The sequence below is a fragment of the Paraburkholderia phenoliruptrix genome (assembly GCF_019511605.1).
GTDB classification, from domain to species: Bacteria; Pseudomonadota; Gammaproteobacteria; order Burkholderiales; family Burkholderiaceae; genus Paraburkholderia; species Paraburkholderia phenoliruptrix_A.
In genome coordinates this window covers 69,240-92,696 of record NZ_JAEUAV010000011.1, presented here as the reverse complement: position 1 = coordinate 92,696, position 23,457 = coordinate 69,240, and the positions used below count along the sequence as shown (strand labels likewise).

General features: G+C 60.7%; 18 protein-coding genes. 14 read left to right on the top strand and 4 right to left on the bottom strand.

The window, feature by feature from the left end:
• Positions 1-68 precede the first annotated feature (68 nt).
• Together JNB89_RS16110 and JNB89_RS16105 are read left to right on the top strand one after the other, a co-directional pair.
• Positions 69-1,349: a dihydroorotase gene (locus JNB89_RS16110; RefSeq protein WP_220362901.1), complete on the top strand. Its 1,281-nt coding sequence runs from the start codon at positions 69-71 to the stop codon at positions 1,347-1,349.
• Positions 1,350-1,456: 107 nt separating this feature from the next.
• Positions 1,457-2,296, top strand: a complete 840-nt coding sequence (locus JNB89_RS16105; protein WP_220362900.1) for a lysophospholipid acyltransferase family protein — start codon at positions 1,457-1,459, stop codon at positions 2,294-2,296.
• Between the two features lie 9 nt (positions 2,297-2,305).
• Here JNB89_RS16105 and JNB89_RS16100 read toward each other — a convergent pair whose 3' ends face one another.
• A complete protein-coding gene (locus tag JNB89_RS16100; RefSeq protein ID WP_220362899.1) occupies positions 2,306-3,202 on the bottom strand; it encodes a symmetrical bis(5'-nucleosyl)-tetraphosphatase in 897 nt (298 codons plus the stop codon).
• A gap of 216 nt (positions 3,203-3,418) precedes the next feature.
• Between JNB89_RS16100 and JNB89_RS16095 the strand changes: the two genes are divergently transcribed.
• The 6 genes from JNB89_RS16095 (at position 3,419) to JNB89_RS16070 (ending at position 9,056) form a co-directional block, all read left to right on the top strand.
• The gene (locus tag JNB89_RS16095; RefSeq protein ID WP_013338362.1) at positions 3,419-4,330 is read left to right on the top strand and encodes a GDP-mannose 4,6-dehydratase; all 912 of its coding nucleotides are present in this window, start codon (positions 3,419-3,421) and stop codon (positions 4,328-4,330) included.
• 419 nt (positions 4,331-4,749) lie between these two features.
• On the top strand, positions 4,750-5,811 hold the full coding sequence (gene rfbB / locus JNB89_RS16090; RefSeq protein WP_013338363.1) for a dTDP-glucose 4,6-dehydratase: 1,062 nt from the start codon (positions 4,750-4,752) through the stop codon (positions 5,809-5,811).
• Between the two features lie 10 nt (positions 5,812-5,821).
• Positions 5,822-6,715, top strand: coding sequence for a glucose-1-phosphate thymidylyltransferase RfbA (rfbA, locus tag JNB89_RS16085; protein ID WP_027210070.1), 894 nt, complete (start codon positions 5,822-5,824; stop codon positions 6,713-6,715).
• Complete coding sequence (gene rfbC / locus JNB89_RS16080; protein ID WP_220362898.1) at positions 6,700-7,251, top strand: dTDP-4-dehydrorhamnose 3,5-epimerase; 552 nt, start codon at positions 6,700-6,702, stop codon at positions 7,249-7,251. Before rfbA ends, rfbC begins: the two co-directional genes overlap by 16 nt.
• 6 nt (positions 7,252-7,257) lie before the next feature.
• On the top strand, positions 7,258-8,151 hold the full coding sequence (rfbD, locus tag JNB89_RS16075; protein ID WP_220362897.1) for a dTDP-4-dehydrorhamnose reductase: 894 nt from the start codon (positions 7,258-7,260) through the stop codon (positions 8,149-8,151).
• Positions 8,148-9,056, top strand: a complete 909-nt coding sequence (locus tag JNB89_RS16070; RefSeq protein ID WP_220362896.1) for a glycosyltransferase family 2 protein — start codon at positions 8,148-8,150, stop codon at positions 9,054-9,056. The genes rfbD and JNB89_RS16070 overlap by 4 nt, the downstream gene beginning before the upstream one ends.
• 66 nt (positions 9,057-9,122) lie before the next feature.
• Here the strand turns inward: JNB89_RS16070 and JNB89_RS16065 are convergent, their stop codons facing one another.
• The 3 genes from JNB89_RS16065 to JNB89_RS16055 all read right to left on the bottom strand — a co-directional run bounded on the left by JNB89_RS16065 (position 9,123) and on the right by JNB89_RS16055 (position 13,614).
• Positions 9,123-11,030 carry a glycosyltransferase family 2 protein gene (locus JNB89_RS16065; protein ID WP_223216783.1) on the bottom strand — a complete coding sequence of 636 codons (1,908 nt, stop codon included), beginning with the start codon at positions 11,028-11,030 and terminating at the stop codon, positions 9,123-9,125.
• 324 nt (positions 11,031-11,354) lie between these two features.
• A complete protein-coding gene (locus tag JNB89_RS16060) occupies positions 11,355-12,794 on the bottom strand; it encodes an ABC transporter ATP-binding protein (RefSeq protein ID WP_220362895.1) in 1,440 nt (479 codons plus the stop codon).
• Positions 12,784-13,614, bottom strand: coding sequence for an ABC transporter permease (locus tag JNB89_RS16055; protein ID WP_220362894.1), 831 nt, complete (start codon positions 13,612-13,614; stop codon positions 12,784-12,786). The genes JNB89_RS16060 and JNB89_RS16055 overlap by 11 nt, the downstream gene beginning before the upstream one ends.
• Before the next feature lie 519 nt (positions 13,615-14,133).
• On the opposite strand from JNB89_RS16055, the gene JNB89_RS16050 reads away from it, so the two are divergent.
• The 6 genes from JNB89_RS16050 (at position 14,134) to JNB89_RS16025 (ending at position 23,376) form a co-directional block, all read left to right on the top strand.
• Entirely contained in the window at positions 14,134-15,507 is a 1,374-nt protein-coding gene (locus JNB89_RS16050) for an ABC transporter ATP-binding protein (RefSeq protein WP_220362893.1), read from the top strand.
• Positions 15,508-15,625: 118 nt separating this feature from the next.
• Entirely contained in the window at positions 15,626-18,946 is a 3,321-nt protein-coding gene (locus JNB89_RS16045) for a methyltransferase domain-containing protein (protein WP_220362892.1), read from the top strand.
• A gap of 35 nt (positions 18,947-18,981) precedes the next feature.
• Complete coding sequence (locus JNB89_RS16040) at positions 18,982-20,211, top strand: glycosyltransferase family 4 protein (RefSeq protein WP_220362891.1); 1,230 nt, start codon at positions 18,982-18,984, stop codon at positions 20,209-20,211.
• Positions 20,212-20,231: 20 nt separating this feature from the next.
• On the top strand, positions 20,232-20,810 hold the full coding sequence (locus JNB89_RS16035; RefSeq protein ID WP_135893151.1) for an acyltransferase: 579 nt from the start codon (positions 20,232-20,234) through the stop codon (positions 20,808-20,810).
• Between the two features lie 48 nt (positions 20,811-20,858).
• Positions 20,859-21,824, top strand: coding sequence for a glycosyltransferase family 2 protein (locus tag JNB89_RS16030; protein ID WP_220362890.1), 966 nt, complete (start codon positions 20,859-20,861; stop codon positions 21,822-21,824).
• 55 nt (positions 21,825-21,879) lie between these two features.
• Positions 21,880-23,376 (top strand): mannose-1-phosphate guanylyltransferase/mannose-6-phosphate isomerase, encoded by a 1,497-nt coding sequence (locus JNB89_RS16025; RefSeq protein WP_220362889.1) that lies wholly within the window; start codon positions 21,880-21,882, stop codon positions 23,374-23,376.
• The last annotated feature ends 81 nt before the right edge of the window (positions 23,377-23,457 follow it).

Below are 23,457 nucleotides of genomic sequence, written 5' to 3'. Positions count from 1 at the left end.
ACGGAACCACGCACACGCGGCAAACAACGCAGAATCTGGCCAAACCGGCTGAAACAAAAAGGCAGCGCATGAAGATTCACATTCAAGGCGGCACGCTGATCGATCCGGCAGCAGGCACCGAACAGCAGCAGGACATTTTTATCGTGGCGGGCAAGATCGTCGCGCTCGGCAACGCGCCCGCCGATTTCGAGGCGACGCAAACCATCGACGCGCGCGGCCTGCACATCGCGCCAGGTCTCGTCGATCTGTCCGCGCGTCTGCGCGAGCCGGGCTACGAACACAAGGCCACGCTCGAATCCGAAATGGCCGCGGCGCTCGCGGGCGGCGTGACGAGCCTCGTGTGTCCGCCGGACACCGATCCGACGCTCGACGAACCCGGCCTCGTCGAAATGCTCAAATTCCGCGCGCGCAATCTGGATCAGGCGCACGTGTACCCGCTCGGCGCGTTGACCGTCGGCCTGAAAGGCCAGGTGATCACCGAAATGGTCGAGCTGACCGAGGCGGGTTGCATCGGCTTTTCGCAGGCCGACGCGCCGGTGGTCGACACGCAGGTGCTCATGCGAGCGCTGCAATACGCGAAAACCTATGGCTTCACGGTTTGGCTGCGTCCGGTGGACGCGTATCTTGGCAAGGGCGGTGTGGCCGCGAGCGGTGCGCTTGCGTCGCGCCTCGGTCTTTCCGGCGTGCCTGTCGCCGCTGAAACCATCGCGCTGCATACCATCTTCGAACTCGTGCGCGTGACCGGTGCGCGAGTGCATCTGTCGCACGTGTCGTCGGCGGCGGGCATTGCGCTCGTGCGCGCGGCCAAGGCCGAGGGTCTACCCGTTTCGTGCGACGTCACGGTGAATCACGTGCATCTGATCGATCTGGACATCGGCTACTTCGACGCGCAGTTCCGGCTCGACCCGCCGCTGCGCCAGCAGCGCGATCGCGAAGCGATTCGCGCCGGTCTCGTCGACGGCACGATCGACGCAATCTGCTCGGACCACACGCCGGTCGACGACGACGAAAAACTGCTGCCGTTTGCCGAAGCCACGCCGGGCGCGACGAGCCTCGAGCTGTTCCTGTCGCTCACGGTGAAGTGGGCCGACGAAGCCGGTCTGCCGCTCGCGAAAGCGCTCAACCGGATTACCGCCTCGCCCGCTCAAGTGCTCGATCTCGAGGCTGCCGGCCGCGTCGCAGTCGGCAGCGTGGCCGACTTGTGCGTGTTCGACCGTCACGCGCACTGGCGCGTCGAGCCGCGCGCGCTGAAGAGCCAGGGGCACAATACGCCGTTCCTCGGTTATGAACTGCCGGCGCGTGTGCGCGCGACCATCGTGTCCGGTCGCGTCGCGTTCGAGCAGCGCTGAAATGCACGGCACGACCGCGGGGCGCCAATGCGCTGCACGATTCAAGCACCGGGCCCTCAGGGTGCCTGCATCGAGCCCATATTGACCCGCCAGAAAAAGCTCCGACCATGAAGCTCGCGTTACGCAAAGCCCGTCTCATCGCGCATCTGCTGCACGGCATGTGGATCGTCGCAACGCGTTTTCCGAAAGCCGACGCGGACCGCCGCCACGCACTCAATCGCGCGTGGTCGCTGAAAATGCTGCGGCTGTGCGGCATGCGCCTCGTCGTGCATAACGACGGCGCGCGGCTCGACCGCGGCGCGCTGGTGGTGGCCAACCACATTTCGTGGATCGACATCTACGTGATCAATGCGTGGCGGCCGACCCCGTTTGTCTCAAAGGCGGAGATTCGCCAGTGGCCGCTGGTCGGCTGGCTTGCAGAGCAGCTCGACACCGTGTTTATCCAGCGCGAGAAACGCAGCGAAGCGAAGCGAATCATGCATGAGCTGTCCGACCGTTTGAGCGCAGGCGAATTGATGTGCGTGTTTCCCGAGGGCACCACGTCCGACGGTCTCGCGCTGCTGCCGTTTCACGCGAACATGTTTCAGGCGGCGGTGTCAGCCTGCGTGCCGGTGCAGCCGCTGTGCATCATGTACGAGGACGCCCAGGGCCGGCAGTCCACGGCGCCTGCGTATATCGACGATCTGTCGCTTGCCGATTCGCTCAATCTGTTGCTACGCGGCGGGCCGTTGACCGCGCACGTGTACGTGTGCGGGCCGCTCGCGCCGGGCGCGGATCGGCGCGCGTTGGCCGCCGAAGCGCAGGGCGTGATTGCCGCCGCGCTGCGTGAAATGCAGGGCGGCACGGCGGCGAGCGGCGCGCTGATCCAGGAGCCGAGCGAGCCCTACGCGGCCGGCGAGACGCTGATCGAACCGGCTGATCCGTCAGGCCGCTCGCCGAGCGTCTGAAGAAGCGCTTCAGAGCGCTGTCGCGTTGCCGCCGCGCGCGCGGCAGTTCTCGCATTCCACCTGAGTCAGCGTGCGCTCCGCGGGATTTGGCGCGAGCCGCACTGCGGAGAGTTTTTCGCCCCATACGCAGCCCGAATCGAGCCCGATCAGGTTGTCGCGCAACGTCAAACCGAGCGCGGCCCAATGGCCGAACACCACGGTCACGTCGGCGGTCTTGCGCCACGGCACGTCGAACCACGGCATGCAGCCAGGCGGCGCGGCGTTCAGGCCGCCGCTGCTGCTGAAATCCATCGCGCCTTCAGCATTGCAAAAGCGTACGCGCGTCAACGCGCTGCATGTCACGCGCAGCCGCTCGATGCCTTTCAGATCCGGCGTCCACAGACTCGGCTCGTTGCCGTACAGGCCCGCCAGCGTTTCTTTCCAGTTCGGCGCGCGTAGCGCCCGCTGCAATTCGTCGGCGAGTTCCAGTGTGAGGTTCACGTCCCACTGCGGCAGCACGCCCGCATGCACCATCAGCATGCCGTTTTCGTAGTGGGCGATCGGGCGGTGGCGCACCCATTCGAGCAGATCGGCGGCGTCGGGCGCGGCAAGAATTTCGTCGATCGTGTCGCCTTTTTTCGATTTGCGAATTCCCGCCGATACCGACAGCAGATGCAGGTCATGATTGCCCAGCACCGGCACCGCACGCTCGCCGAGCGCGATGATGTCGCGCAGCGTGGCAAGCGATTCGGTGCCGCGGTTGATCAGGTCGCCCGCGAACCACAGCGGCGCGTCGGCCGGCGGCGCGGCCTTCGCCAAGAGGCGCTGGAACGGCGTGCGGCAACCTTGCAGATCGCCGAAAGCGAGTGGCGCGGGGCGCTGCTGCACAGTGAATGAAGCGAAGGGAGGCGCGTTGGACGGTGTCATCGACAGAATGTTGGCGGTTCGATACACGCGGCGGCGCACGGCGCGTGCCGCGTTGAGGCGGTGCAGCAAAAGAGCGTGACATAATAGCCCGTTTGCGGCGCCGGCATCGGTTGGTGCGGCCACGCGGCGTCTTTTTTGCGCGCGCGCGTCGGCTTGCAGTGAACGACTGGCGCGATATTGCATCACAACAGGATGACCCTCGTGAACGGAGAATGCATGTCGTCTTTCCATGCGCAGCAACCCGTCCGCACGCTCGTCACCGGGGCGGGCGGCTTTACTGGCCGCTATCTGGTGGACAACTTGCGCGAGCGCGGCCATACCGTGATCGAAACCTTCGCCGGTCGCGACGAAGAGCAAACACCCACCCGCCTGCGGCTCGACATTACCTCGCCGGAAAACTGCCGGCGCGTGATCGAAACCGTGCGGCCCGATTACATCGTGCACCTTGCCGCGATCAGCTTTGTCGGGCATGACGATCCGCTCGACTTCTACCGCGTCAATGTGCTGGGCACGCTGAATCTGCTGGAGGCTTGCGCCGCGACCGGCCACACGCCGCGCAAGGCGCTGATTGCGAGCAGTGCGAATGTGTACGGCAACGTGACGAGCGATGCGATCGACGAAAGCTTTCCGCTCACGCCGGTCAATCACTATGCGGCGAGCAAGGCGGCCATGGAAACGATGGTGCACACGTGGTTCGACCGTCTGCCTATTCTGATCGTGCGGCCGTTCAACTACACCGGCCGCGGACAGGCGTCCAACTTCCTCGTGCCGAAGATCGTCGAGCATTTCGCGCGGCGCGAGCCGTCCATCGAGTTGGGCAATATCGACGTAGCGCGCGATTTCTCCGACGTGCGTTATGTGGTGCGCGCTTACGAAGCCCTGCTCGATTCCGACGCGACGAGCGAGACAGTGAACGTCTGCACGGGCACGCCCTATACGCTGCGCGAGATTCTGTCCGCCGCAAGCGATCTGACCGGCCACAAGCTGCAGGTGAATATCAACCCTGCATTCGTGCGGCAAACCGACGTCAAAGTGCTCGCCGGGTCGCCCGCCAAGCTGCGCGCGCTGGTTCCGCAGGTGCAGGCCATTCCGTTCATGGATACGCTGCGCTGGATGCTGGCCGCCTGAAAACAGGCGGGCTGGCGCTCGCCGGTCCGCCCAACGCGCGCCGGGCCCGGATCGGGCGCGGCCCGCGCCCGATCCGTCCCTCAACGCTTTTGCGGCACGTACTGCGTGTATCGGATAACGCGTGCGATCGTACAAAATCCTTACGTATGCGCTGTGGCGATCCGGTGGGCATGAACGGTGTACGTCATGTCGCGGAAAATGCAGCTGAAACGCCGCTTGTCAAGCTGTTTCAAGTTGTTAGGGTCCTAGTTTTTGTTCTCCACGGCTTTATAATCTGGGGTTCATAAGATTGGCGTCTGAGCGTCTGCGTACTGTGTGTACAGGCCGCGGGCGCCGAAATAAACAGACTCCACAACGCGTGGCGAGCGGGCCGGCCGACCAATGGCCGGGGCTGCCGCTGACATCTGGAAGGGAATTTCATGATTCTGGTAACGGGCGGTGCCGGCTTTATCGGCGCCAATTTCGTGCTCGACTGGCTAAATACGTCGGACGAAGCGGTGCTGAACGTTGACAAGCTGACCTATGCCGGCAATCTCGGCACGCTCAAGTCGCAACAGGGTAACCCCAAGCATGTTTTCGTGCGCGCGGACATTTGCGACCGCGCCGCCATGGACGCCCTGTTTGCCGAGCACAAGCCGCGCGCCGTGCTGCACTTCGCCGCCGAAAGTCACGTGGACCGTTCAATCCACGGTCCCGCCGATTTCGTGCAGACCAACGTCGTGGGCACCTTCACGCTGCTCGAAGCCGCGCGAAGCTACTGGAACACGCTCGGCGAGGCCGACAAGGCCGCGTTCCGCTTCCTGCACGTTTCGACCGACGAAGTGTTCGGCTCGCTTTCCGCAACCGATCCGCAGTTCTCCGAAACCACGCCGTACGCGCCCAATAGCCCGTATTCGGCTACCAAAGCGGGTTCGGACCACCTCGTGCGTGCGTACCATCACACGTACGGTTTGCCGGTGCTCACCACGAACTGCTCGAACAACTACGGTCCGTACCAGTTCCCCGAAAAACTGATTCCGCTGATGATCGCCAATGCGCTCGGCGGCAAACCGCTGCCGGTGTACGGCGACGGGCAGAACGTGCGCGACTGGCTGTATGTGGGCGACCATTGCAGCGCGATTCGCGAAGTGCTCGCGCGCGGCGTGCCGGGCGAGACGTACAACGTGGGCGGCTGGAACGAGAAAAAGAACCTCGAGGTCGTGCACACGCTGTGCGATCTGCTCGACAAGCTTCGTCCGAAGGCGGCGGGTTCGTACCGCGACCAGATCACTTACGTGAAGGACCGCCCGGGCCACGACCGCCGTTACGCAATCGACGCGCGCAAGCTCGAACGCGAGCTCGGCTGGAAGCCGGCCGAAACCTTCGAGACGGGTCTGGCCAAAACGGTCCAGTGGTATCTCGACAATCAGGCGTGGTCTGACGAAGTCGCTTCGGGCGAGTACCGCAAGTGGGTTGAGACGAACTACGCGCAGCGCGCGTAAGGGCATAGCCATGGCGCGCAAAGGCATTATTCTCGCGGGCGGATCGGGCACGCGGCTGTATCCGATCACGCATGTCGTCTCCAAGCAACTGCTGCCGGTGTACGACAAGCCGATGATCTACTACCCGCTTTCCACGCTGATGGTGGCGGGTATTCGCGACGTGCTGATCATCTCCACGCCGCAGGACACCCCGCGCTTTGAAGCGATGCTCGGCGACGGCAGCCAGTGGGGCATGAACATTCAGTACGCGGTTCAGCCTTCGCCGGACGGTCTCGCGCAGGCGTTCATCATCGGGCGCGAGTTTGTCGGCAACGATCCGTCGGCGCTGATTCTCGGCGACAACATTTTCTACGGCCACGATCTCGCAAAGCAGCTCGAGCGCGCGAACAATCAGGCCGAAGGCGCGACCGTGTTCGCCTACCACGTGCACGATCCGGAGCGCTATGGCGTGGTCGAGTTCGACAAGCAGTTCCGCGCCCTGTCGATTGAGGAAAAGCCTGCCAAACCGCGTTCGAACTACGCGGTCACGGGCCTCTACTTCTACGACAAGCAGGTCTGCGACATCGCTGCGGATATCAAGCCGTCGCCGCGCGGCGAGCTCGAAATTACCGACGTCAATTCGCGTTACCTCGCCAACGCCGCGTTGAACGTCGAGATCATGGGCCGCGGCTATGCGTGGCTCGACACGGGCACGCATGATTCGCTGATCGAAGCGGCCACCTTCATCGCGACCTTGCAGAAGCGCCAGGGCCTCGTGGTCGCCTGTCCCGAGGAAATCGCGTACCGCCGGCAGTGGATCGGCGCCGAGCAGTTGCTCGCGCTCGCCGCGCCGCTCGCGAAAAACGCCTATGGCAAGTATCTGCAAAACATTCTTACGGACCAAGTCGCATGGCCATCCAAGTAACCGCTACGGCGCTGCCTGAAGTCAAGATCGTCGAGCCGAAGGTGTTCGGCGATGCGCGCGGCTATTTCTACGAGAGCTTCAACGCGTTGGAGTTCGCGGAGCACGTCGAGCCTGGCGTGACGTTCGTGCAGGACAATCATTCGCGCTCCGCCAAGGGCGTGCTGCGCGGCCTGCATTATCAGATTCAGCATGCGCAGGGCAAGCTGGTGCGTGTGGTGGAAGGCGAGGTGTTCGACGTCGCGGTGGACATTCGCAAGAGTTCGCCGAATTTCGGGAAGTGGGTGGGAGTGACGCTGTCGGTGGAGAACCATCGGCAACTTTGGGTGCCGCCTGGGTTTGCGCATGGGTTTGTGGTGCTGTCCGAGTCCGCCCAGTTTCTCTATAAGACTACCGACTACTGGTTTCCCGAGCACGAGCGCAGCATCGTCTGGAACGACCCGGAAATTGGCATCGAGTGGCCTATCGACTTCGAGCCGCTGCTCGCAGCGAAGGACGCGGCGGGGAAGCGGTTGGGTGACGCAGAGCATTTCGCCTGAGGCCGTATGAACGCGGGTAAAGAACAAACAATCCTCCTCACCGGAGTGAATGGCCAGGTCGGTTTTGAACTGGCACGAACACTCCAGGGCTTGGGCAAAGTCGTCGCGCTAGACCGTAGCGGACTGGATCTGGCCGATCTGGATCAGGTGCGTCGAGTGGTCCGCGAAATAAGGCCGGGCCTGATTGTGAATCCCGCAGCGCACACTGCGGTCGACAAGGCTGAAACCGACGTCGACGCGGCCATGCGGCTCAATGCCGAAGCGCCCGGCGTGCTGGCTGAAGAAGCCAGAAAAATCGGAGCGGCGCTCGTCCATTATTCGACGGACTATGTATTTGACGGAACGAAATCCGGCCTTTACGCGGAGGACGACCCCGTCAACCCACAGAACGTCTACGGCAAAAGCAAGCTCGCTGGCGAGCAGGCCATTGCGAACTCCGGCTGCTCGCATCTGATTTTCCGCACGAGCTGGGTATACGGAACACGAGGCAAGAACTTCTTGCTCACCATGTTGCGTCTTGGCGCGGAGCGTAGCGAACTGAGCGTGGTAGCTGACCAGTTCGGAGCGCCCACGTGGGCCAATACGATTGCGGCCCTAAGCGCCAACGTGCTCGCACAAGCCGTTGCACCCAATCAGTCCGATTGGTGGGAAAAGCATTCCGGCATTTATCACCTCACCGCCTCGGGTGCCACGTCGTGGCACGGTTTTGCTGAAGCCATTTTCGAGTTCTCGGAGCTTGAAAAGAAGCCGACTGTAAAGCCTATTCCTGCTGCGGCCTATCCAACGCCGGCCACGCGCCCGAGCAATTCGCGCATGTCGAACGAAAAGCTCGCTGCCACATTCGGTGTACGCGCGCCTGATTGGCGTGAAGCATTGCGCCTTTGCCTGGCTACGAGGTGAACGGCGGCGAAGTGCGGAAGCCACGCTCAGGCGCAGTCGTGGTTCTCTACCATCCGGACGCCGCCTGCGTTGAGCGCGCCAACCGTCTTGCAGCCACAATGCGCTGCGTCGTGGTCGACAACACGCCTTCTTTACGCGGCAAAAGCGAACTCGGCTTATCAGATTCGATTGAATACCTGTGCAATGGTGAGAATCTCGGTATTGCAACCGCAATCAACCAGGGTATCGAACTACTGATTCGCGAGGGATTCGAGGTCGCGATTCTGTTCGACCAGGATAGCGAACCGCCTGCGTCGCTGTTGACCGAGTTGCCGGCCATCATTGCGCGCGCCAACGCATCGCAAGAACGGGTGGCGCTGGTCGGACCGGCGTACGACGACCCTCGCTTGCGCGGTGTCGCGCCGTTCGTTCGCTTCAAATGGTGGACGCTCGAGCGCATCTCTCCGACTGGCGATGAGCCGATCGACGTCGACTTCCTCATTTCTTCCGGCTCGTGCATCAACCTTCGCTGGTGGGCGGACATCGGCCCGATGGACGACGCGCTGTTCATTGATTTCGTCGATCTGGAATGGTGTGTCCGCGCGAAGCAGAAAGGCTTCCGCGTTCTTGGCGTGCCCTGGGTTCGTATGAGTCACGAACTCGGTGGGGAACCGGTCCGCGTGTTGGGGCGCAGCTATCCGATGCATGGACCACTGCGGCACTACTATCAATTCCGCAATGTCGTTGCATTGATGAAGCGCTCATCAATGCCGGTGACGTGGAAAAGCACCGAACTGGTGAAGCTGCCCGTTCGAATTGTGATTTACTGCTTTTTCCCCGAGCGACGCAAAGAACACCTCGTCATGGTATGGCGTGGGATTCGCGACGGTTTGCGCGGGCGGCTTGGCGCGTACCGCGGCCGTTAAGCGAGGTGTAGCGGCGGCGACGAGGCGAGCAGTGGCACTCTTCGACACGAACGCACACCGCAATCTTCAGTCGAGTATGTGCGTGCGCGGTGGATCCGCTAACGTGAATAACGGCAGTTGCGGGTTCAGCGTCAGATTCGGGTTGTAGGCTGGGTCATACGCGAGCTTGTCCGCCCAACGCTTCTCCATCCATCTAACTTCTTTCACAAACCTGTCGTACTTGTCCGGGGCCATATCGGAGCCCCGTGTGGCCGACTCGTGATGGTACAGCTCAGCGTGCGGCGTCCACACGTTTTTGTAACCCGCTTCGCCCACTCGCAAGCAGAAATCAACGTCGTTGAATGCAACCGCGAGTTCTTCATCCAGTCCGCCGACTTCGTCGTAAATCGACTTACGGATAACGAGGCATGCCGCGGTTACCGCGGAAAGGTTTTGCCGCATCACTGCCCGGCCAAAATAGCCGAACAGCCCGCGTTTCATCTTGTGATGGATATGGCCAGCCACACCGCCCAGCCCCATCAGAACTCCCCCATGCTGCAAGGTGTTGTCCGGATACCAGAGCGCCGCGCCCACCGCACCGTGACCGGGTTGGCCCGCGACCCCCACCATCTCGTTGAGCCAGTCCGGCGAAATGACCTCGATGTCGTTGTTCAGGAGACAAAGATATTCGCCGGTCGCAACGGCCGCAGCGCGATTGTTAAGCGCAGAGAAGTTAAACGGTGAATCGTCGCGAAGAATGCGCACGTTGCGTTGCTCGGAGATCTGCGCGAAGTAACTCAACGTTTCTTCTTTGACGCTTCCGTTATCCACGACGATGATCTCGTAGTTAGGATAGATCGTACGCAGGAAAATGCTGTCGATGCATTGGCGAAGCAAATCGACGCCGTCGCGTGTCGGGATGATGATCGACACCTTGGGGGCGGGGTGAGGCACCGCGTAGCGAACGCGCATGATGGGCGGCTCGTCGAAAACCTGTTCGACCGTCGCTTCAGCCTGGATGCGTTGGAGATGTTCCTCCAGAGCGCGAATCGCGGCGACCAGCGCATAGGGTTTCTCGCTTCCGCTACTGGCTGTGCTGCCCGGTGCAATACGCCAGTGGTAAAGCACGTGAGGAATATGCACGACCTTTTCGTGCCCGGCGATTTCTACACAGCGTAAAGTGAGGTCGTAGTCCTGACTCCCTTCAAAGCCTTTGCGGAAGCCGCCCGCCTCGCGCACCAACGCAGCTTCGAAGACACCCAGATGAGAGAACATGTTCTGGGACAGAAACAACTGCGGGTTCCAGTCGCACTTGAAGTACGGCATTGTCCGCTTTCCGTCGGCGGTGAGCTTGTCCTCGTCGCTATAGAACATCCGCGCGTCGGGATGCTTGTTGATGTAGCGCGCCACCGAGAAGAGTGCATGGGCCGGCAGGACATCGTCGTGGTCCAGCAACGCGATGTACTGGCCAGTCGCAATCGCAAGCGCGCTGTTGCTCGCTTCCGATATATGCCCGTTCACGTCGCGAAACACGACCTTGATCCGGCTATCTAGCGACATGTACTTGCGCAGAATCTGCGCCGGCTCCGGTCGAGTGGACGCGTCGTCTGCTATGCACAATTCCCAGTGTGGATAGACCTGGTTCAGCACCGACTGGATCATCGCTTCCAGGAACACCGGGTCGCTGTTATACGTCGGCACGACCACGGAAATGAGCGGCTGACGCGTGAACGCCGCCATGATCTCCTGTGCCTTTTCGCGCTCGGTTTCGCTGAATGTGTCGTAGCGGGCGATCCACTCGTTGTAGACGGCCTCCGGGGGCGGTCTGTCTGCGAAACCAACCCCGCTTTGCAGACGGCGAAGATGATCGCGCGCGCCAGACAACCCGGTGCGGCGCAGTGCCGAAGCGTAGTGGCGGATGGCGCCGGCGTAGCTGCCTTGCACGTTTGCCTGGCGCTGAATCGTCCCCCACACGAGACGGATGGCGCGAGCCATGGCGGACAGTCGGCGCAAAGGCGCGGTGATGCGCCACGACGGCGAGTTGAGAACCTGCTGCAGTTCGACTTGTAGTCGTACCCGTTCGTTTTCCGTCGACACATGTTGGCTCAGCATCTCAAGAGCGCTCGAGAGCTTTTCCTCCAACAGTTCGATCCGCTGCGTTGCTGCGGCGAGTTCCGCTTCGACGTTTGATCCGGCAGGTGCGGTGCCCGGAAGCAGGGCGCGTCGAGAATCGTCGACTTTCTGGTCAGACGTCATTTTCAAGGCGCGAACGAATCGCGTTGTTGCAATGGTTAAGGGTTCTTCGGGTGCGAAACAACATCAAGCCTGCGCGACGGCGTCACGCACGAAGAGGGCTACATTGCTCATGGGCACGCCGACGAGCCCGGTAGAAACGCTCGTAGATTCCGATTTGACGATCAGTGCGTCGTGCAAACAGTCACGTACGGCAAACGTACCGGCCTCATTGACGAGAAGCAGGGCAGTAAATGCGTAGTCGCCGGGCGGAAGGATGGGCATGTCGAACAGGAATTCCGCCTCCAGCGCGCTCGACGAGTCCAACGCTACATCTTCGTGTGCATTCGTGAGGGAAGTGTCGTCGCCAAATAGCGGCTGGCCCAGCCTGTCTTTCACGAAAAAGGCGAAGACCGGCAATGAACCGGATGACGGTCGCCTTGCGCGAATGCGCAACTGCACTCGCTCGCCGCCAACCACCCAACTGACGGGTGCGCTTTGCTCGCTGAGCAAGTGCACGGATTCGATGAGTGGGTCGTCACGCTGAGCAGGCAGGCTATGTGGATCGACGTCAAGCGGGATGATCGACGCGGCCGGCGTAGCCGCGTTTGTCACGAACATCTCTCTCTGGTCCGCAGTCACGGCGCGCGTGGGCTGGGCGGGCGAAGCTTGCGCATTGGTCCGGGAGGCGGTTTCCTCCAGGTCCTCGGAGCTTGTCCACGACATGGTCTCGCCTTGCTGCTGGCGATAGAAGGCCTCGAAATAGCTGGTGCAGACGTGCCTCGCTTCGCCGGTCTCGCGAATTTCGCCGCGGTCGAGCCAGATTACGCGCGAGCACAGACTGCGAACAGCAGATGAATCATGGCTGACGAAGAGGACCGTGCCCGTTTGCTGAAAGCGGCGCAGAAACCGCATGCACTTTTGCGTAAAGAATGCGTCACCGACAGCCAGTGCCTCGTCGATCACCAATATGTCCGCGTCCACATGAGCGATAACGGCAAAAGCGAGCCGCACGAACATGCCGCTGGAGTAGGTTTTGACGGGCTGGTCGATAAAGTGGCCGATGTCCGCGAACTCGATAATCTGCTCGAGCCGTGCATCGATCTGATCGCGGCTCAGACCGTGCAGTTGCCCGTTCATGTAGATGTTCTCGCGGCCGGTGTACTCGACGTCGAATCCGGAGCCGAGTTCCAGCAATGCCGCGATGCGGCCGCGCGTTTGCACTTCGCCGCCAGTGGGAGCGAGGGTGCCGCAGATAATCTGCAGCAGGGTGCTTTTGCCCGAGCCGTTGCGTCCGATAATTCCGACCGTTTCGCCGCGTGAGATCTCGAAGTCGATCCCCTTCAGAGCCCAAAAGGTACGGACGCAGTTTTGAGCGCCCGCAAAGAGTGCTCGCCGTAGCGACGGCAGCGGCGCCAGCGACCCGAGCAGGCCAAGGATGCTTCGCTTCAGACGATGCGAGGGCTGCTCGTAAGACTCGAAGCCTTTTGTCAGCGAGGCGACGCGGATCGCAATGTCAGATGACATCCGCAAATCCCCGACGCGTTTTCTGGAACCATCCGAACCCGAGCCAGGCGACCAGAAGCGCGATTGCCGTATAGACGCCCCAGCGGCTCCAGTCGATGGAGTGGCCCCAGACGAGGACGTCGCGGCTTTGCTCGATCGGATAGGTCATGGGATTCAGATAGACGAACGTGCGAAAGCGTTCCGGCAGCGACGAGACAGGGAAAAACACGGGCGACAGGAACATCAGCGCCGTAATCGCAATCCCTATGGTTTGACCGATGTCGCGCAAGTACACGCCTGTGGCCGCCAGCGTCCAGCTGACACCGAGTATGAACACGCAAAGAGGGGCAAGCACGATGGGTAGCAGAAATGCAGTGGGCGGTACAGCGCCTACTATCAGCCACTCCGCTACCAGCAGGATCAGTACGCTCACACAAAGGTGGAACATTGCCGAAAGCAACGTCACGCACGGGAGTATCTCGAGCGGAAAGACGATCTTCTTCACGAAGTTGGCATGCGACAGGATGAGGGTCGGCGCCCGGCTCACGCACTCGGAAAACAGGTTGAACATGATCATGCCGGCGAACAGAACGACAGCGAATTCGCCTTTGGATGCGGTCTCCGCGGTCGCCCCGCCGCCCCACCGGGATTTGAACACCGTGCTGAACACGAACGTGTAGATGGTCAGCATCAGAAGTGGAGTGAGCAGCGACCAGAGTATGCCGAGTAACGAACCCTTGTATCGCCCGACCGCGTCGCGGCGTGCGAGGTCCAACATGAGGCGCCGATTCTTCACCAGCGATGCAGCGAGGTATCGTGGCGAAACGCTAAAGCTATGCATATGTCGGTCGTCGATGCTCTACGGAGATGGAATTGGAGGTTCGGCGCGGCGGATCAGCGCCCGCGGGCCCCACTGGCGTTCACCGATAGGGGCGTCCTCGGCTGCCGGGCCTATTGGTCAGATCAACCGGCAGCAGTCTGTTTGCCAGAGATGATTGTTATTCGTGGTCGCGCATTATCTCATAGAGGCAGCGCTCCAAGTCCGACGAGACTGGCCTTCGTGTCTCGAAGTGTAAAACCTGAAATTAATTTTTTAGCGGCGCCGTTGCGCGTGTGGATCGATCCTGTCAGACGCACAGCCAGACGCTGCGTCCTGCTTGTCCCCATGGCCTTTGCCCGCTCGGAGACGCGTCGTGAAGCGAGTGTTTATCATATTGTGAAATGACCGAAACGCGGTAAAATCGCGGGTTACTCCCCATGACCTGATCCGGCGGTTCATCTTCGCATTGCGGCCCACAAAGTCCGTGCGGTGGACGAGCCGGTCGCTGAGCGACAAGAGAGCAGTTTAGGAAAAATTCATATGTCGGAACACCTGGCAGTCGAAGCTTCTGGCATTCGCAAGGGCTTTGCCTCTTACGAACGTCCCGCCGACCGGTTGAAAAAGAGCGCATTCGGTGTCGCCGCGCGCTTTTCGCCGAGTGCGGCTGCAAGGCGCGCCGCATTGCGCCGCGCCGACGGGCTGTCCAATGTGTTTTGGGCGCTGCACGATGTGAGCTTTTCGGTTGCCGCCGGCGAAACCGTCGGAATCATCGGTCGCAACGGGTCCGGCAAAAGCACGCTGTTGCAGATCGTCTGCGGAACGCTTGCTCCGACTGCCGGAGACATTACCGTACGCGGCAAGGTGGCCGCACTGCTCGAGCTCGGCTCGGGATTTGACGTCGAGTATACGGGGCGTGAAAACGTGTATCTGAACGCCCAGCTCTATGGCCTGACCCGTCAGCAAATCGACGAGCGGTATGACGACATCGTCGCGTTCGCGGACATCGGCGAATTCGTCGATCAACCGGTCAAGACCTACTCGAGCGGCATGTTCGTCCGTCTTGCCTTCGCGGTCATCGCGCACGTGGATGCAGACATTCTCGTGATCGATGAGGCGCTTGCTGTTGGCGATGCTTTCTTCAATCAGAAGTGTTTTCGCTTTTTGCATGAATTCAAGAAGCGCGGCACGATTCTTTTCGTCAGCCACGACACTTCGACGATCAAGAAGCTTTGCTCCAAAGTCGTGTGGATAGATCACGGTCACGTCATGGCTGAAGGCGATCCCGAAGAGGTATGTGCCGCGTATCTCGAAGCCCGGTACAGTTCTTCCGCGCCGGCGGCCGCCACCGCGCGGCAGCCTGCCCCCAGGCGCAGCGTTCTGCCGTGCGACGAGCGCCGCAGCGTGATCAATGCGTCTTCCTTGCGCAACGACATTCAGGTGATGGACTTCAATCGCCATTCGCAATCGTTCGGGTCGGGCGGAGCGCAGATTGTCGACGTGGCGCTGGTGGACAGCGCAAAGCGTCGCCTCGAGTGGGTTGTCGGCGGCGAGCCTGTGACCCTGCAAGTGTCCGTGAACGTTGGCGAAACGTTGTCTTCTCCGATTGTTGGATTCTTTCTCAAGAACGACCGTGGGCAGGATCTGTTTGGCGAAAACACCTTCGCTTCGTTCGCGGACCGGCCTGTGCATTGCGAGGCAAACAATGTGCTCTGCGCCGAGTTTTCCTTTGTGATGCCGGTGCTGCCCGAAGGCCATTTTTCGATCAACGTGGCAGTGGCAGAAGGTACTCAGTACAACCACGTCCAACTTCACTGGGTCCACGATGCATTGCCGCTTCAGTCGCACGTTTCACGAGTCCGGCACGCCCTCCTGGGCATTCCGATGCTTCATCTCGACGTAGCCAGCGTGCCCTGAGCGCGGCAATCCCACCCTGCCCGGCAGCGCATGACTCGAGCTGCGCGAGACCGGGCCTTGGAAAGACTACCGATAGTGTCACCAGCGTAAGTAAGCCAGTAGCCCAGGACTTTCAAATATGACAACACAAGCGAGAACATTCAGGTTCAAAGGCGCTGAGAACGGCCACGAATTCACCGGGGAACGTTATCTTCCTGGCGTTGCCGGCCCTATTCAGTACGAACACTACCACCGGTATCTGTTCTCTGCGCCCCTGTGCGAAGGCAAGGACGTGCTCGATATTGCATCGGGCGAAGGCTACGGCTCGGCAGTGCTGGCGCAATCGGCAAAATCCGTGGTTGGCGTGGATATCGACGCAAAAGCCGTGGAGAACGCTCGCGCTCGCTACGGTGACCAGCCCAATCTGCGCTACGAGCATGGCAGCGCGACGGCTATTCCCTTGCCGGACGCGTGCGTCGACATTCTGAACTCGTTCGAGACCCTCGAGCACTTCCACGAGCACGAGGCGTTCATGCTCGAGGCGAAACGTGTGTTGCGTCCGAACGGCTTGATGATCATATCCACGCCGAACCGGCCAATCTACTCGCCGGCTGGTGCGCCGCCGAACGAATATCACGTGCGCGAGCTCGATCGCGAGGAGTTCGTGCAATGGCTGAAGACCGGCTTCAAGAACTTTGTGCTGTACGAGCAAAAGCCCACGGCAGGTTCAATGCTGTTTCGCGAGGGGCGCAACGGCGCACGGGAAGTGACCTACTGGTCCGAGACGGAGGTCGGCGAGTACACCTCGACGCAGGGCCTCGTCAACCCGGTCTACTTCGTGGCGATCGCCTCCGACGGCCCGTTGCCCGAGCCCAATGACGATGTGCTCGAAGGAAGTCTGTCCTTTGCGCGCTACGACAACGCGCGCAATGGGCACATTGGCGATCAGGCGGTCGAGATTGCCAGGCTGACGACCGAAACCATGGCGCGCGGCGATGAAATAGGGCGTTTGACCGGCGAGACCGTACGGCTCACGGAAGCGGTGCTTGCTCGAGATGCGGAAGTTGGCCGCCTTACGCAGGAAACGGTACGACTGAATCAGGAGATCATTGTTCGCGATACGGAAATTGCGCGTCTGAACCGGTTGACGGCAAGCACCACTGCGCCGCAGGGGCAACCGGCTGACCTGCACGAGCAATTGGCCGAATTGACGAGGCAGGTCAAGAAGTCCAATGCAGCGTTGCGGGCCTTGCAAGCCCGACAGCAGCCGGCAGTCGGCTCGTCGGACGCAGAGCTTAGGCACGAAAACGAGCAACTGCGAGCACAACTCGATGCATTGACCCGTTCCGCGTCATGGCGCCTGACGGAGCCGCTGCGTTTTGCCGTTCAGCGGCTGCGCTCCGTCAAGCGCAAACTGGCTTCAACGGCGCATGGCGTCCATACGCCATCTACTCAGGACGGCAGCTCGCGTGCGGCTGCGCCCGCTAGCCGCGTCGCATCTATTCCGCAATCGCCCGTGCCATTTGTGCAGGCGGCGCAACCGCGCGCAAACATCTTCGTCATCGAGTCAGGCAGTGAAGGTGCATTGCCGAAGTGCCTCGCCGCGCTGAGCGCCTATACCACGGACATTCCTTATTCGGTGTCCGTCGTGGGCAGGGCCAATCCGGCGCTTGCCACGCAATTTGGAGTCGGCTTTCTCGGAGATGCCGACACGCCCAATTCGCTTGCAGCATTGCGCAACAGCATTGACCGCTTGAGCGGTGAATTTGTCGTGCTGGTGTCGGACCGGCTTATCCCCCACCCGGGGTGGCTTGCTGCGATCGATGAAGGCTTCGCGCGCTTTCCCGATGCAGCAGCGCTTTGCGCACTGATTCTCAAGGACGCCGAGACGGTGGACGCCGCCGGCGCGGCCATCGACGCCGATGCGCGACTGCGCCCGAACTATGAAGGCGTGACGCCCGATGACGCCGCGGTCAATGCCGTCATGCGCGTGACCTGCGCGGGGCCCGGCTTCGTGGCAATTCGCGCGGACGCATGGCAGGCAATCGCTCAGCAGTTCGGCGAGGACGAGCCGTTTCAGGCAGGCCTCGTTTCTATCGGACTGTTGCTGGCCGCTCTCGGCAAAAACACCTACCTCCAGCCGTTTGCCCGGTTTACCCGGTTGCCGCTTTCGAAGGCTGAACGCGCTGCTTCGAACGATGCGAACAGGAAGTGGCAGGCTGCGCACCAGCGCTGGTCGATCCGTCAGCGATTCGAGAAGGTCTTTGCCGCGGGTGCGGGCGGCAACGTGCTGAAGCTTGCAGCAAGGCCGAAGATTGTCATGGTCGACGCGTTCGTGCCCAAGCCCGACCAGGACTCTGGCTCTGCCGACCTCTTCTGGTACATGCGCATTTTTCATGCTTTTGGCTATCAGGTCAGCTTCATCGCAGCGTTCGAAGAAAAGCCGCTCGAAAGCTATGCCGATGCGTTGCGACGTTGGGGTGTGCGGGTTCAATACGCGAGCGACCTGGGTCACCTGAACGAACTCGTACTGGAAGAGGCTAAAGACGCGCAGGTTGTGCTGGTGCAGCGGGTGATCGTGGCCCGCCACGTCATCCAGCCACTTCGCGAGCGGCAGGTCAACGCCAAGATCGTGTTCGGCACCGTGGACCTGCATTATCTGCGCGAGGAGCGCATCGCCATTCACGAACGCTCGGCGGACGCGCTCGATTACGCGTTGACGCTACGCCGCGAGGAACTGCGCGCGATGACCCTGTCGGACGCCACCATTGTGGTGAGCCGCCTGGAATACGACATTGTCAAGGAAACCTTGCCAGAGGTGAATGTCCACCGCATTCCGATTCCGCGAATGCCGGTCCGCTCGACCAGCACGTTCGCTGATCGCGCAGGCGTGGTCTTCGTCGGAGGTTTTGCGCACCGTCCGAATATCGACGCCGTGATGTTCCTCGTCGAAGAAATCTGGCCTATCGTCCGCCAGCATTTGCCCCATGCGGAATTGCGCGTGGTCGGCAGCAATGTCACGCCGGCAATTCAGGCGCTCGACAATCCTGCTACCGGCGTCAAGATAGTTGGCTTCGTCGAAGACCTGGATGAGGTCATGAGCGGCGCACGGCTTTCCGTGGCACCTTTGCGATTCGGCGCAGGCATTAAAGGCAAGGTCGTGTCGAGCTTGCTTCATGGCCTGCCTTGCGTACTGAGCAAAATGGCGAGCGAAGGCATGGGCCTCGTCGACGGTGAGCACGTGCTGGAAGGCGAGACCGCAGAAGAGATCGCAACGGCCATCGTTCGGCTACATGAAGACCCGCAACTGTGGCAGCGTATTGCAGATGCAGGCTTCCTCGCGGCTTCGGCGGAGTATTCGGTCGAGAGTGTGGCCGCGAAGTTTTCTGCCTTGCTCGACTCCGTTGGTCTGGTCGACGAGTCGCGCCTCAGTGACGCGAGCGCATTCCAGATCCACTAACCGATTCTTTCGAACGACCTGTTCCGGGCATTTTTATGTTGCAATCCATTTTTTCCTTGTTGCGAAAGCGTCCGCAGCGCCGCACAGACGGCAAGCTGGGTGTCCTGATCGAGCTGGCGTCATTCGACAAGGGCGGTCTGGAGAAAGTCGTGCTGGACTCGGCGATAGCTTTCGACCGCCAGCGCTTTGACGTCACCATCGTTACGCCGGGCAAGGTCGGCCATCTCGGCGCCGTAGCGCGAGAGGCCGGCTTGCGAGTGATCGGCCTGCCGGCCAGCAATCAGCAGGGCGCCTACGACCGCCTGCTGAGGGAGCTGGGCATAGACGTCGCAATGTCGCATTTCTCCAATGCAGGCTATCCGCTTTTTGCGCGCTACCAGATCCCGAACATTACGTTCATCCACAACGTGTATGCCTTTTTCTCGGCGGAGCAGGCCGAGGCTTTCGCACGTAGTGACCGGTACGTCGATTGCTATGTCTCCGTGTCGAACAATGCTACGCGCTTTGCGGTGCGGAATCTGGGCGTCGATGCGAGCAAGATTGTTACCGTACCCAATGGTCTCATCATTGCAGAGCATGAAGCGCGTGAAAAGAAGCCGGTCAAGCTGACGCGTGCAGAACTTGGCCTTGCTGACAGCGACTATGTGTTTGCCAACATTGCCTCTTACAACCTGCACAAGGGCCATTATGTGATGGCGGACGCAATGCGGCATCTGCTGCAAAAACGCCGCGACGTGAAGATACTGTGCGTGGGAAACGTGGTTTATCCGCCGCATGTGGATGCACTTCGCGCCTATCTGAAGGAGCACGGTCTCGATCAGCACATTCTGATGCCGGGTTATTTCCCCGATGTCGAGGACGTGCATCGCGTCGCGGACGCTTTCCTGCTGCCCTCGTTCATCGAAGGCTGGAGCATTGCAATGAACGAGGCAATGTTCTACCGCAAACCGATGATATTGACCGATACCGGCGCGTCCGCGGAAGTCATCGAAGATAACGACATCGGCATTCTCGTTCCCAACGAATATGGCGACACGCCGGATCTGAACTCCAGGCTGCTTGACGAGCTGGCTTATGCGCCGCACAACTACAAGATCGCGCCAGTGCTTGCCGAGGCCATGAACGAGATGGCGTCCGATCGCGAAAAGTGGCGAGCGAGAGGTGAGGGCGGCCGCCGGAAAATCTACGAGCGTTTTGATTTCTCGAATATCGTGAAGCGGTATGAGGAGATCATTGAAAACGCGGTTCGGCAAAAAAGCCGTTAAGACAAGGGCGAGGGTGCGACATGCTAGGGAGAGCCAAGCAGTTTTATCGCTTCATCAGGTGGCGTTTCAAGCCGGCTGTATGCTTTTATCTGGGCAATCACCTGTTCATGAACTACATGCCGTACGGTATTCGTCACTGGTTCCTGCGGCGGTTCTGCCAGGTCAGGATCGGCCGCGACTCGAGCATTGCAATGGGATGCTTCGTGACGGGCTACCACATTGCCATTGGCGACAATACCGTCATCAATCGCTATACCTATCTCGACGGCCGCGTGCCGCTTACGATTGGCAACAACGTCAACGTGTCTCACTACACGCTGATCCAGACGCTTACGCATGATCCGCAAAATCCCGACTTCGTCTGCTTGTGCAAACCGGTCGTTATTGAAGATCATGTCTGGATTGGCGCGCGTGCCATCATCAGCCCGGGCGTTCGCATTGGCGAGGGCGCGGTGATTGGCGCCGGCTCGGTCGTCACGCGAGACGTCGAGCCCTACACGATCGTTGCAGGCAATCCGGCTCGCTTCATCAAGGAACGTTCGCGCGATTTGCGGTACAAGTCACGCTATTTCCCCTTCTTCGACACTGATATTCAATAGCGGACGCTTTTATTCGTCTGGCCATTGCGACCTTCTCTGATCCCTCATATGTCGATCTTCAAATCACGCCGTGCAGCGGCGCCGCCTACGACACCGACAATCTCCGTGGTGATTCCGCTGTACAACCACGCACGCTACATTGAAGCGGCACTCAAGAGCGTTCTGGAACAGACGTCGCCCGCCGACGAGATCATCCTCATCGACGATGGGTCGAAGGACAACGGCTTTGCTCTTGCCGAGCAAATGCTGGCGAAAGTGCCGCACGCTCGCTTTCACAAGCAGGAGAACGCGGGGGCGCACAATACGATCAATCGTGCGATCGGCATCAGCCGCTCCGAATACATTGCGGTGCTCAATTCAGACGATGTCTTTGCGCCTACCAAACTGGAGCGTGTGCGGGCGATCGTGCATGACAGCCCTGGCGTGGGCTTGATAGCGGGGAAGCCCGGCATCATGGACGATAACAGCGTAAGGCAGAACACCGGCATCGCAATCGACTGGCTGGGTCGCGCTGCGAACTTTCTGGACGAATGGAAGCTGCCTCAACTCGCGCTTCTCAACGAGAATTTCGTCGCCACGACGTCGAACATGGTATTTACTCGCGCGCTATGGGAGGCAGCGGGAGGCTTCCAGCCGCTTCGTTATTGCCACGATCTCGATTTCCTGATGTTTGCCTACGCGCAGAGTTCGGTGTTTCTCGACCGCGAGCATGAGCACATTGTCTATCGCGTTCACGAAAGCAACACCATCAAGGAAGACCTTGGCAAGGTGCGGGTCGAGATTGCCGCGGTGATAGCACAGGCGTTATTCGCCTCGGGTCCGCGGCTGTTCTCGGCCGGTTTAACCGAGCGGGATCTTGCGGCATTTCAGACGTTTTTGCGAAACAAGCAGTTGACCGAACTGCTGTGTTTCTTCCAGACGATCCTACCCACGTTTGCGACTCGGGCTGCGTTTTACGAGTATGCAGCGGATGCCCGAAACGCGGCGGCTTTCCGAGCGGCCGTCCTGAACTGAGCGCAGTGGCCAATCGACAAGACCATTGTTCGCCGATCACCTGGCGCCAAATACTATGAACTCGACGGTATCTACTCAACGGGACAGTGCGTCACCGACGCATGGTCCCCTACCGCTACAGGCGGTGATCCTGGCCGGAGGCTCTGGCACACGCTTGTGGCCGCTGTCGCGGGACCAGTTCCCGAAGCAATTGATCGGGCTTCTCGGCGAGGAGTCGCTTCTTCAGTCGACCGCTCGCCGGCTCGACGCAGTCAACGCTTCCAGGCCTGTCGCCGAGCAAGTGCTGGTGGTATGTGGTGAAGACCATCGTTTTACGACGGCAGAGCAGCTCAGGCGCGTCGGGCGCAGCGGTGTAATCATTCTCGAACCGGTCGGCCGCAATACCGCGCCGGCCCTTACTCTTGCAGCACTGGCGCTGGTGCAGGGCGGCAACGATGCCATCATGGTGGCGATGCCTGCCGACCACGCGATCCGTGATGTCGCGACCTTTGCGGAGTCCGTGGCCAAGGCAGCCGAGTATGCAGAGACTGGCCAGGTCGTCACATTAGGCATTGTTCCGACGCGGCCGGAAACCGGATACGGCTACATCAAGGTGGGCGAAGCGCTCGGCAAGAACGGGGGGCATCGCCTCGAGCGTTTCGTGGAGAAGCCGAACCTGGACCTGGCGCAAAGCTACCTGAACTCGGGTGACTTCTGGTGGAACAGCGGCATTTTCGTGCTCCGTGCGTCAGTCTGGCTCAGGCTCGTCGAACACTATCATCCGCTTATCGCGGAAGCATCTCGGCGTGCGTTTGATGCTTCCGTGGCTGACCAGGATTTCCTTCGCGTCGGCAGGGAGGAATTCGTCGCGTGTCCTTCCGAATCCATCGACTTCGCTGTCATGGAACATCTCGGCGACCCGGACTCGCCCGCCGAGGGAGTGGTCATTCCGCTGCAAGCCGGATGGTCGGATGTCGGCTCCTGGGACGCGATCTGGGATCTGTTGCCGAAAGACGGCGAGGGAAACGTCGCTCGCGGTAGGGCCATGTTCGACGGAGCGGTCAACACGTTCGCTCATTCAGAAGGGCGCCTTATTGCATGCGTGGGTACGGAGAACCTCGTGGTGGTCGAGACGCCGGATGCAATTCTTGTCGCAAAGACCTCGGAGGTCCAGCGCGTGAAAAACATCGTCGCGCGTATCAAGGCCGAGAACGGGACAGAGGCGCAATATCACCGTAAGGTCTTCCGACCGTGGGGCTACTATGACTCGATCGACAGTGGCCGTGGCTTTCAGGTAAAACGGATCGTGGTGAATCCAGGCTGCCGTCTGTCCTTGCAGATGCACCATCATCGCGCCGAGCATTGGATTGTCGTGAGCGGCACTGCACTCGTCACGCGCGGCGACGAATCTTTCCTATTGTCGGAGAACGAGTCGACCTATATTCCGCTTGGGCAGAAGCACCGGCTCGAAAATCCGGGTAAGGTGCCGCTCGCCATGATAGAAGTGCAGTCCGGCAGTTACCTGGGCGAAGACGATATTGTCCGCTTCGACGATACGTACGGCCGGGCTTGATCGCCCGGCCGCAGTACCGCGCACAGCGCGCGCCACGTGCGCTCTGTGCGCTTTTTCACCCGCAGCGCGGTTTGTGCACGA

What these genes read in the sequence shown, in the direction of transcription:
- JNB89_RS16110 (WP_220362901.1), top strand. Translation starts at nt 69, where the DNA reads ATGAAGATTCACATTCAAGGCGGCACGCTGATCGATCCGGCAGCAGGC.
- JNB89_RS16105 (WP_220362900.1), top strand. Translation starts at nt 1,457, where the DNA reads ATGAAGCTCGCGTTACGCAAAGCCCGTCTCATCGCGCATCTGCTGCAC.
- JNB89_RS16100 (WP_220362899.1), bottom strand. Translation starts at nt 3,202, where the DNA reads ATGACACCGTCCAACGCGCCTCCCTTCGCTTCATTCACTGTGCAGCAG.
- JNB89_RS16095 (WP_013338362.1), top strand. Translation starts at nt 3,419, where the DNA reads ATGTCGTCTTTCCATGCGCAGCAACCCGTCCGCACGCTCGTCACCGGG.
- rfbB (WP_013338363.1), top strand. Translation starts at nt 4,750, where the DNA reads ATGATTCTGGTAACGGGCGGTGCCGGCTTTATCGGCGCCAATTTCGTG.
- rfbA (WP_027210070.1), top strand. Translation starts at nt 5,822, where the DNA reads ATGGCGCGCAAAGGCATTATTCTCGCGGGCGGATCGGGCACGCGGCTG.
- rfbC (WP_220362898.1), top strand. Translation starts at nt 6,700, where the DNA reads ATGGCCATCCAAGTAACCGCTACGGCGCTGCCTGAAGTCAAGATCGTC.
- rfbD (WP_220362897.1), top strand. Translation starts at nt 7,258, where the DNA reads ATGAACGCGGGTAAAGAACAAACAATCCTCCTCACCGGAGTGAATGGC.
- JNB89_RS16065 (WP_223216783.1), bottom strand. Translation starts at nt 11,030, where the DNA reads ATGGCTCGCGCCATCCGTCTCGTGTGGGGGACGATTCAGCGCCAGGCA.
- JNB89_RS16060 (WP_220362895.1), bottom strand. Translation starts at nt 12,794, where the DNA reads ATGTCATCTGACATTGCGATCCGCGTCGCCTCGCTGACAAAAGGCTTC.
- JNB89_RS16055 (WP_220362894.1), bottom strand. Translation starts at nt 13,614, where the DNA reads ATGCATAGCTTTAGCGTTTCGCCACGATACCTCGCTGCATCGCTGGTG.
- JNB89_RS16050 (WP_220362893.1), top strand. Translation starts at nt 14,134, where the DNA reads ATGTCGGAACACCTGGCAGTCGAAGCTTCTGGCATTCGCAAGGGCTTT.
- JNB89_RS16045 (WP_220362892.1), top strand. Translation starts at nt 15,626, where the DNA reads ATGACAACACAAGCGAGAACATTCAGGTTCAAAGGCGCTGAGAACGGC.
- JNB89_RS16040 (WP_220362891.1), top strand. Translation starts at nt 18,982, where the DNA reads ATGTTGCAATCCATTTTTTCCTTGTTGCGAAAGCGTCCGCAGCGCCGC.
- JNB89_RS16035 (WP_135893151.1), top strand. Translation starts at nt 20,232, where the DNA reads ATGCTAGGGAGAGCCAAGCAGTTTTATCGCTTCATCAGGTGGCGTTTC.
- JNB89_RS16030 (WP_220362890.1), top strand. Translation starts at nt 20,859, where the DNA reads ATGTCGATCTTCAAATCACGCCGTGCAGCGGCGCCGCCTACGACACCG.
- JNB89_RS16025 (WP_220362889.1), top strand. Translation starts at nt 21,880, where the DNA reads ATGAACTCGACGGTATCTACTCAACGGGACAGTGCGTCACCGACGCAT.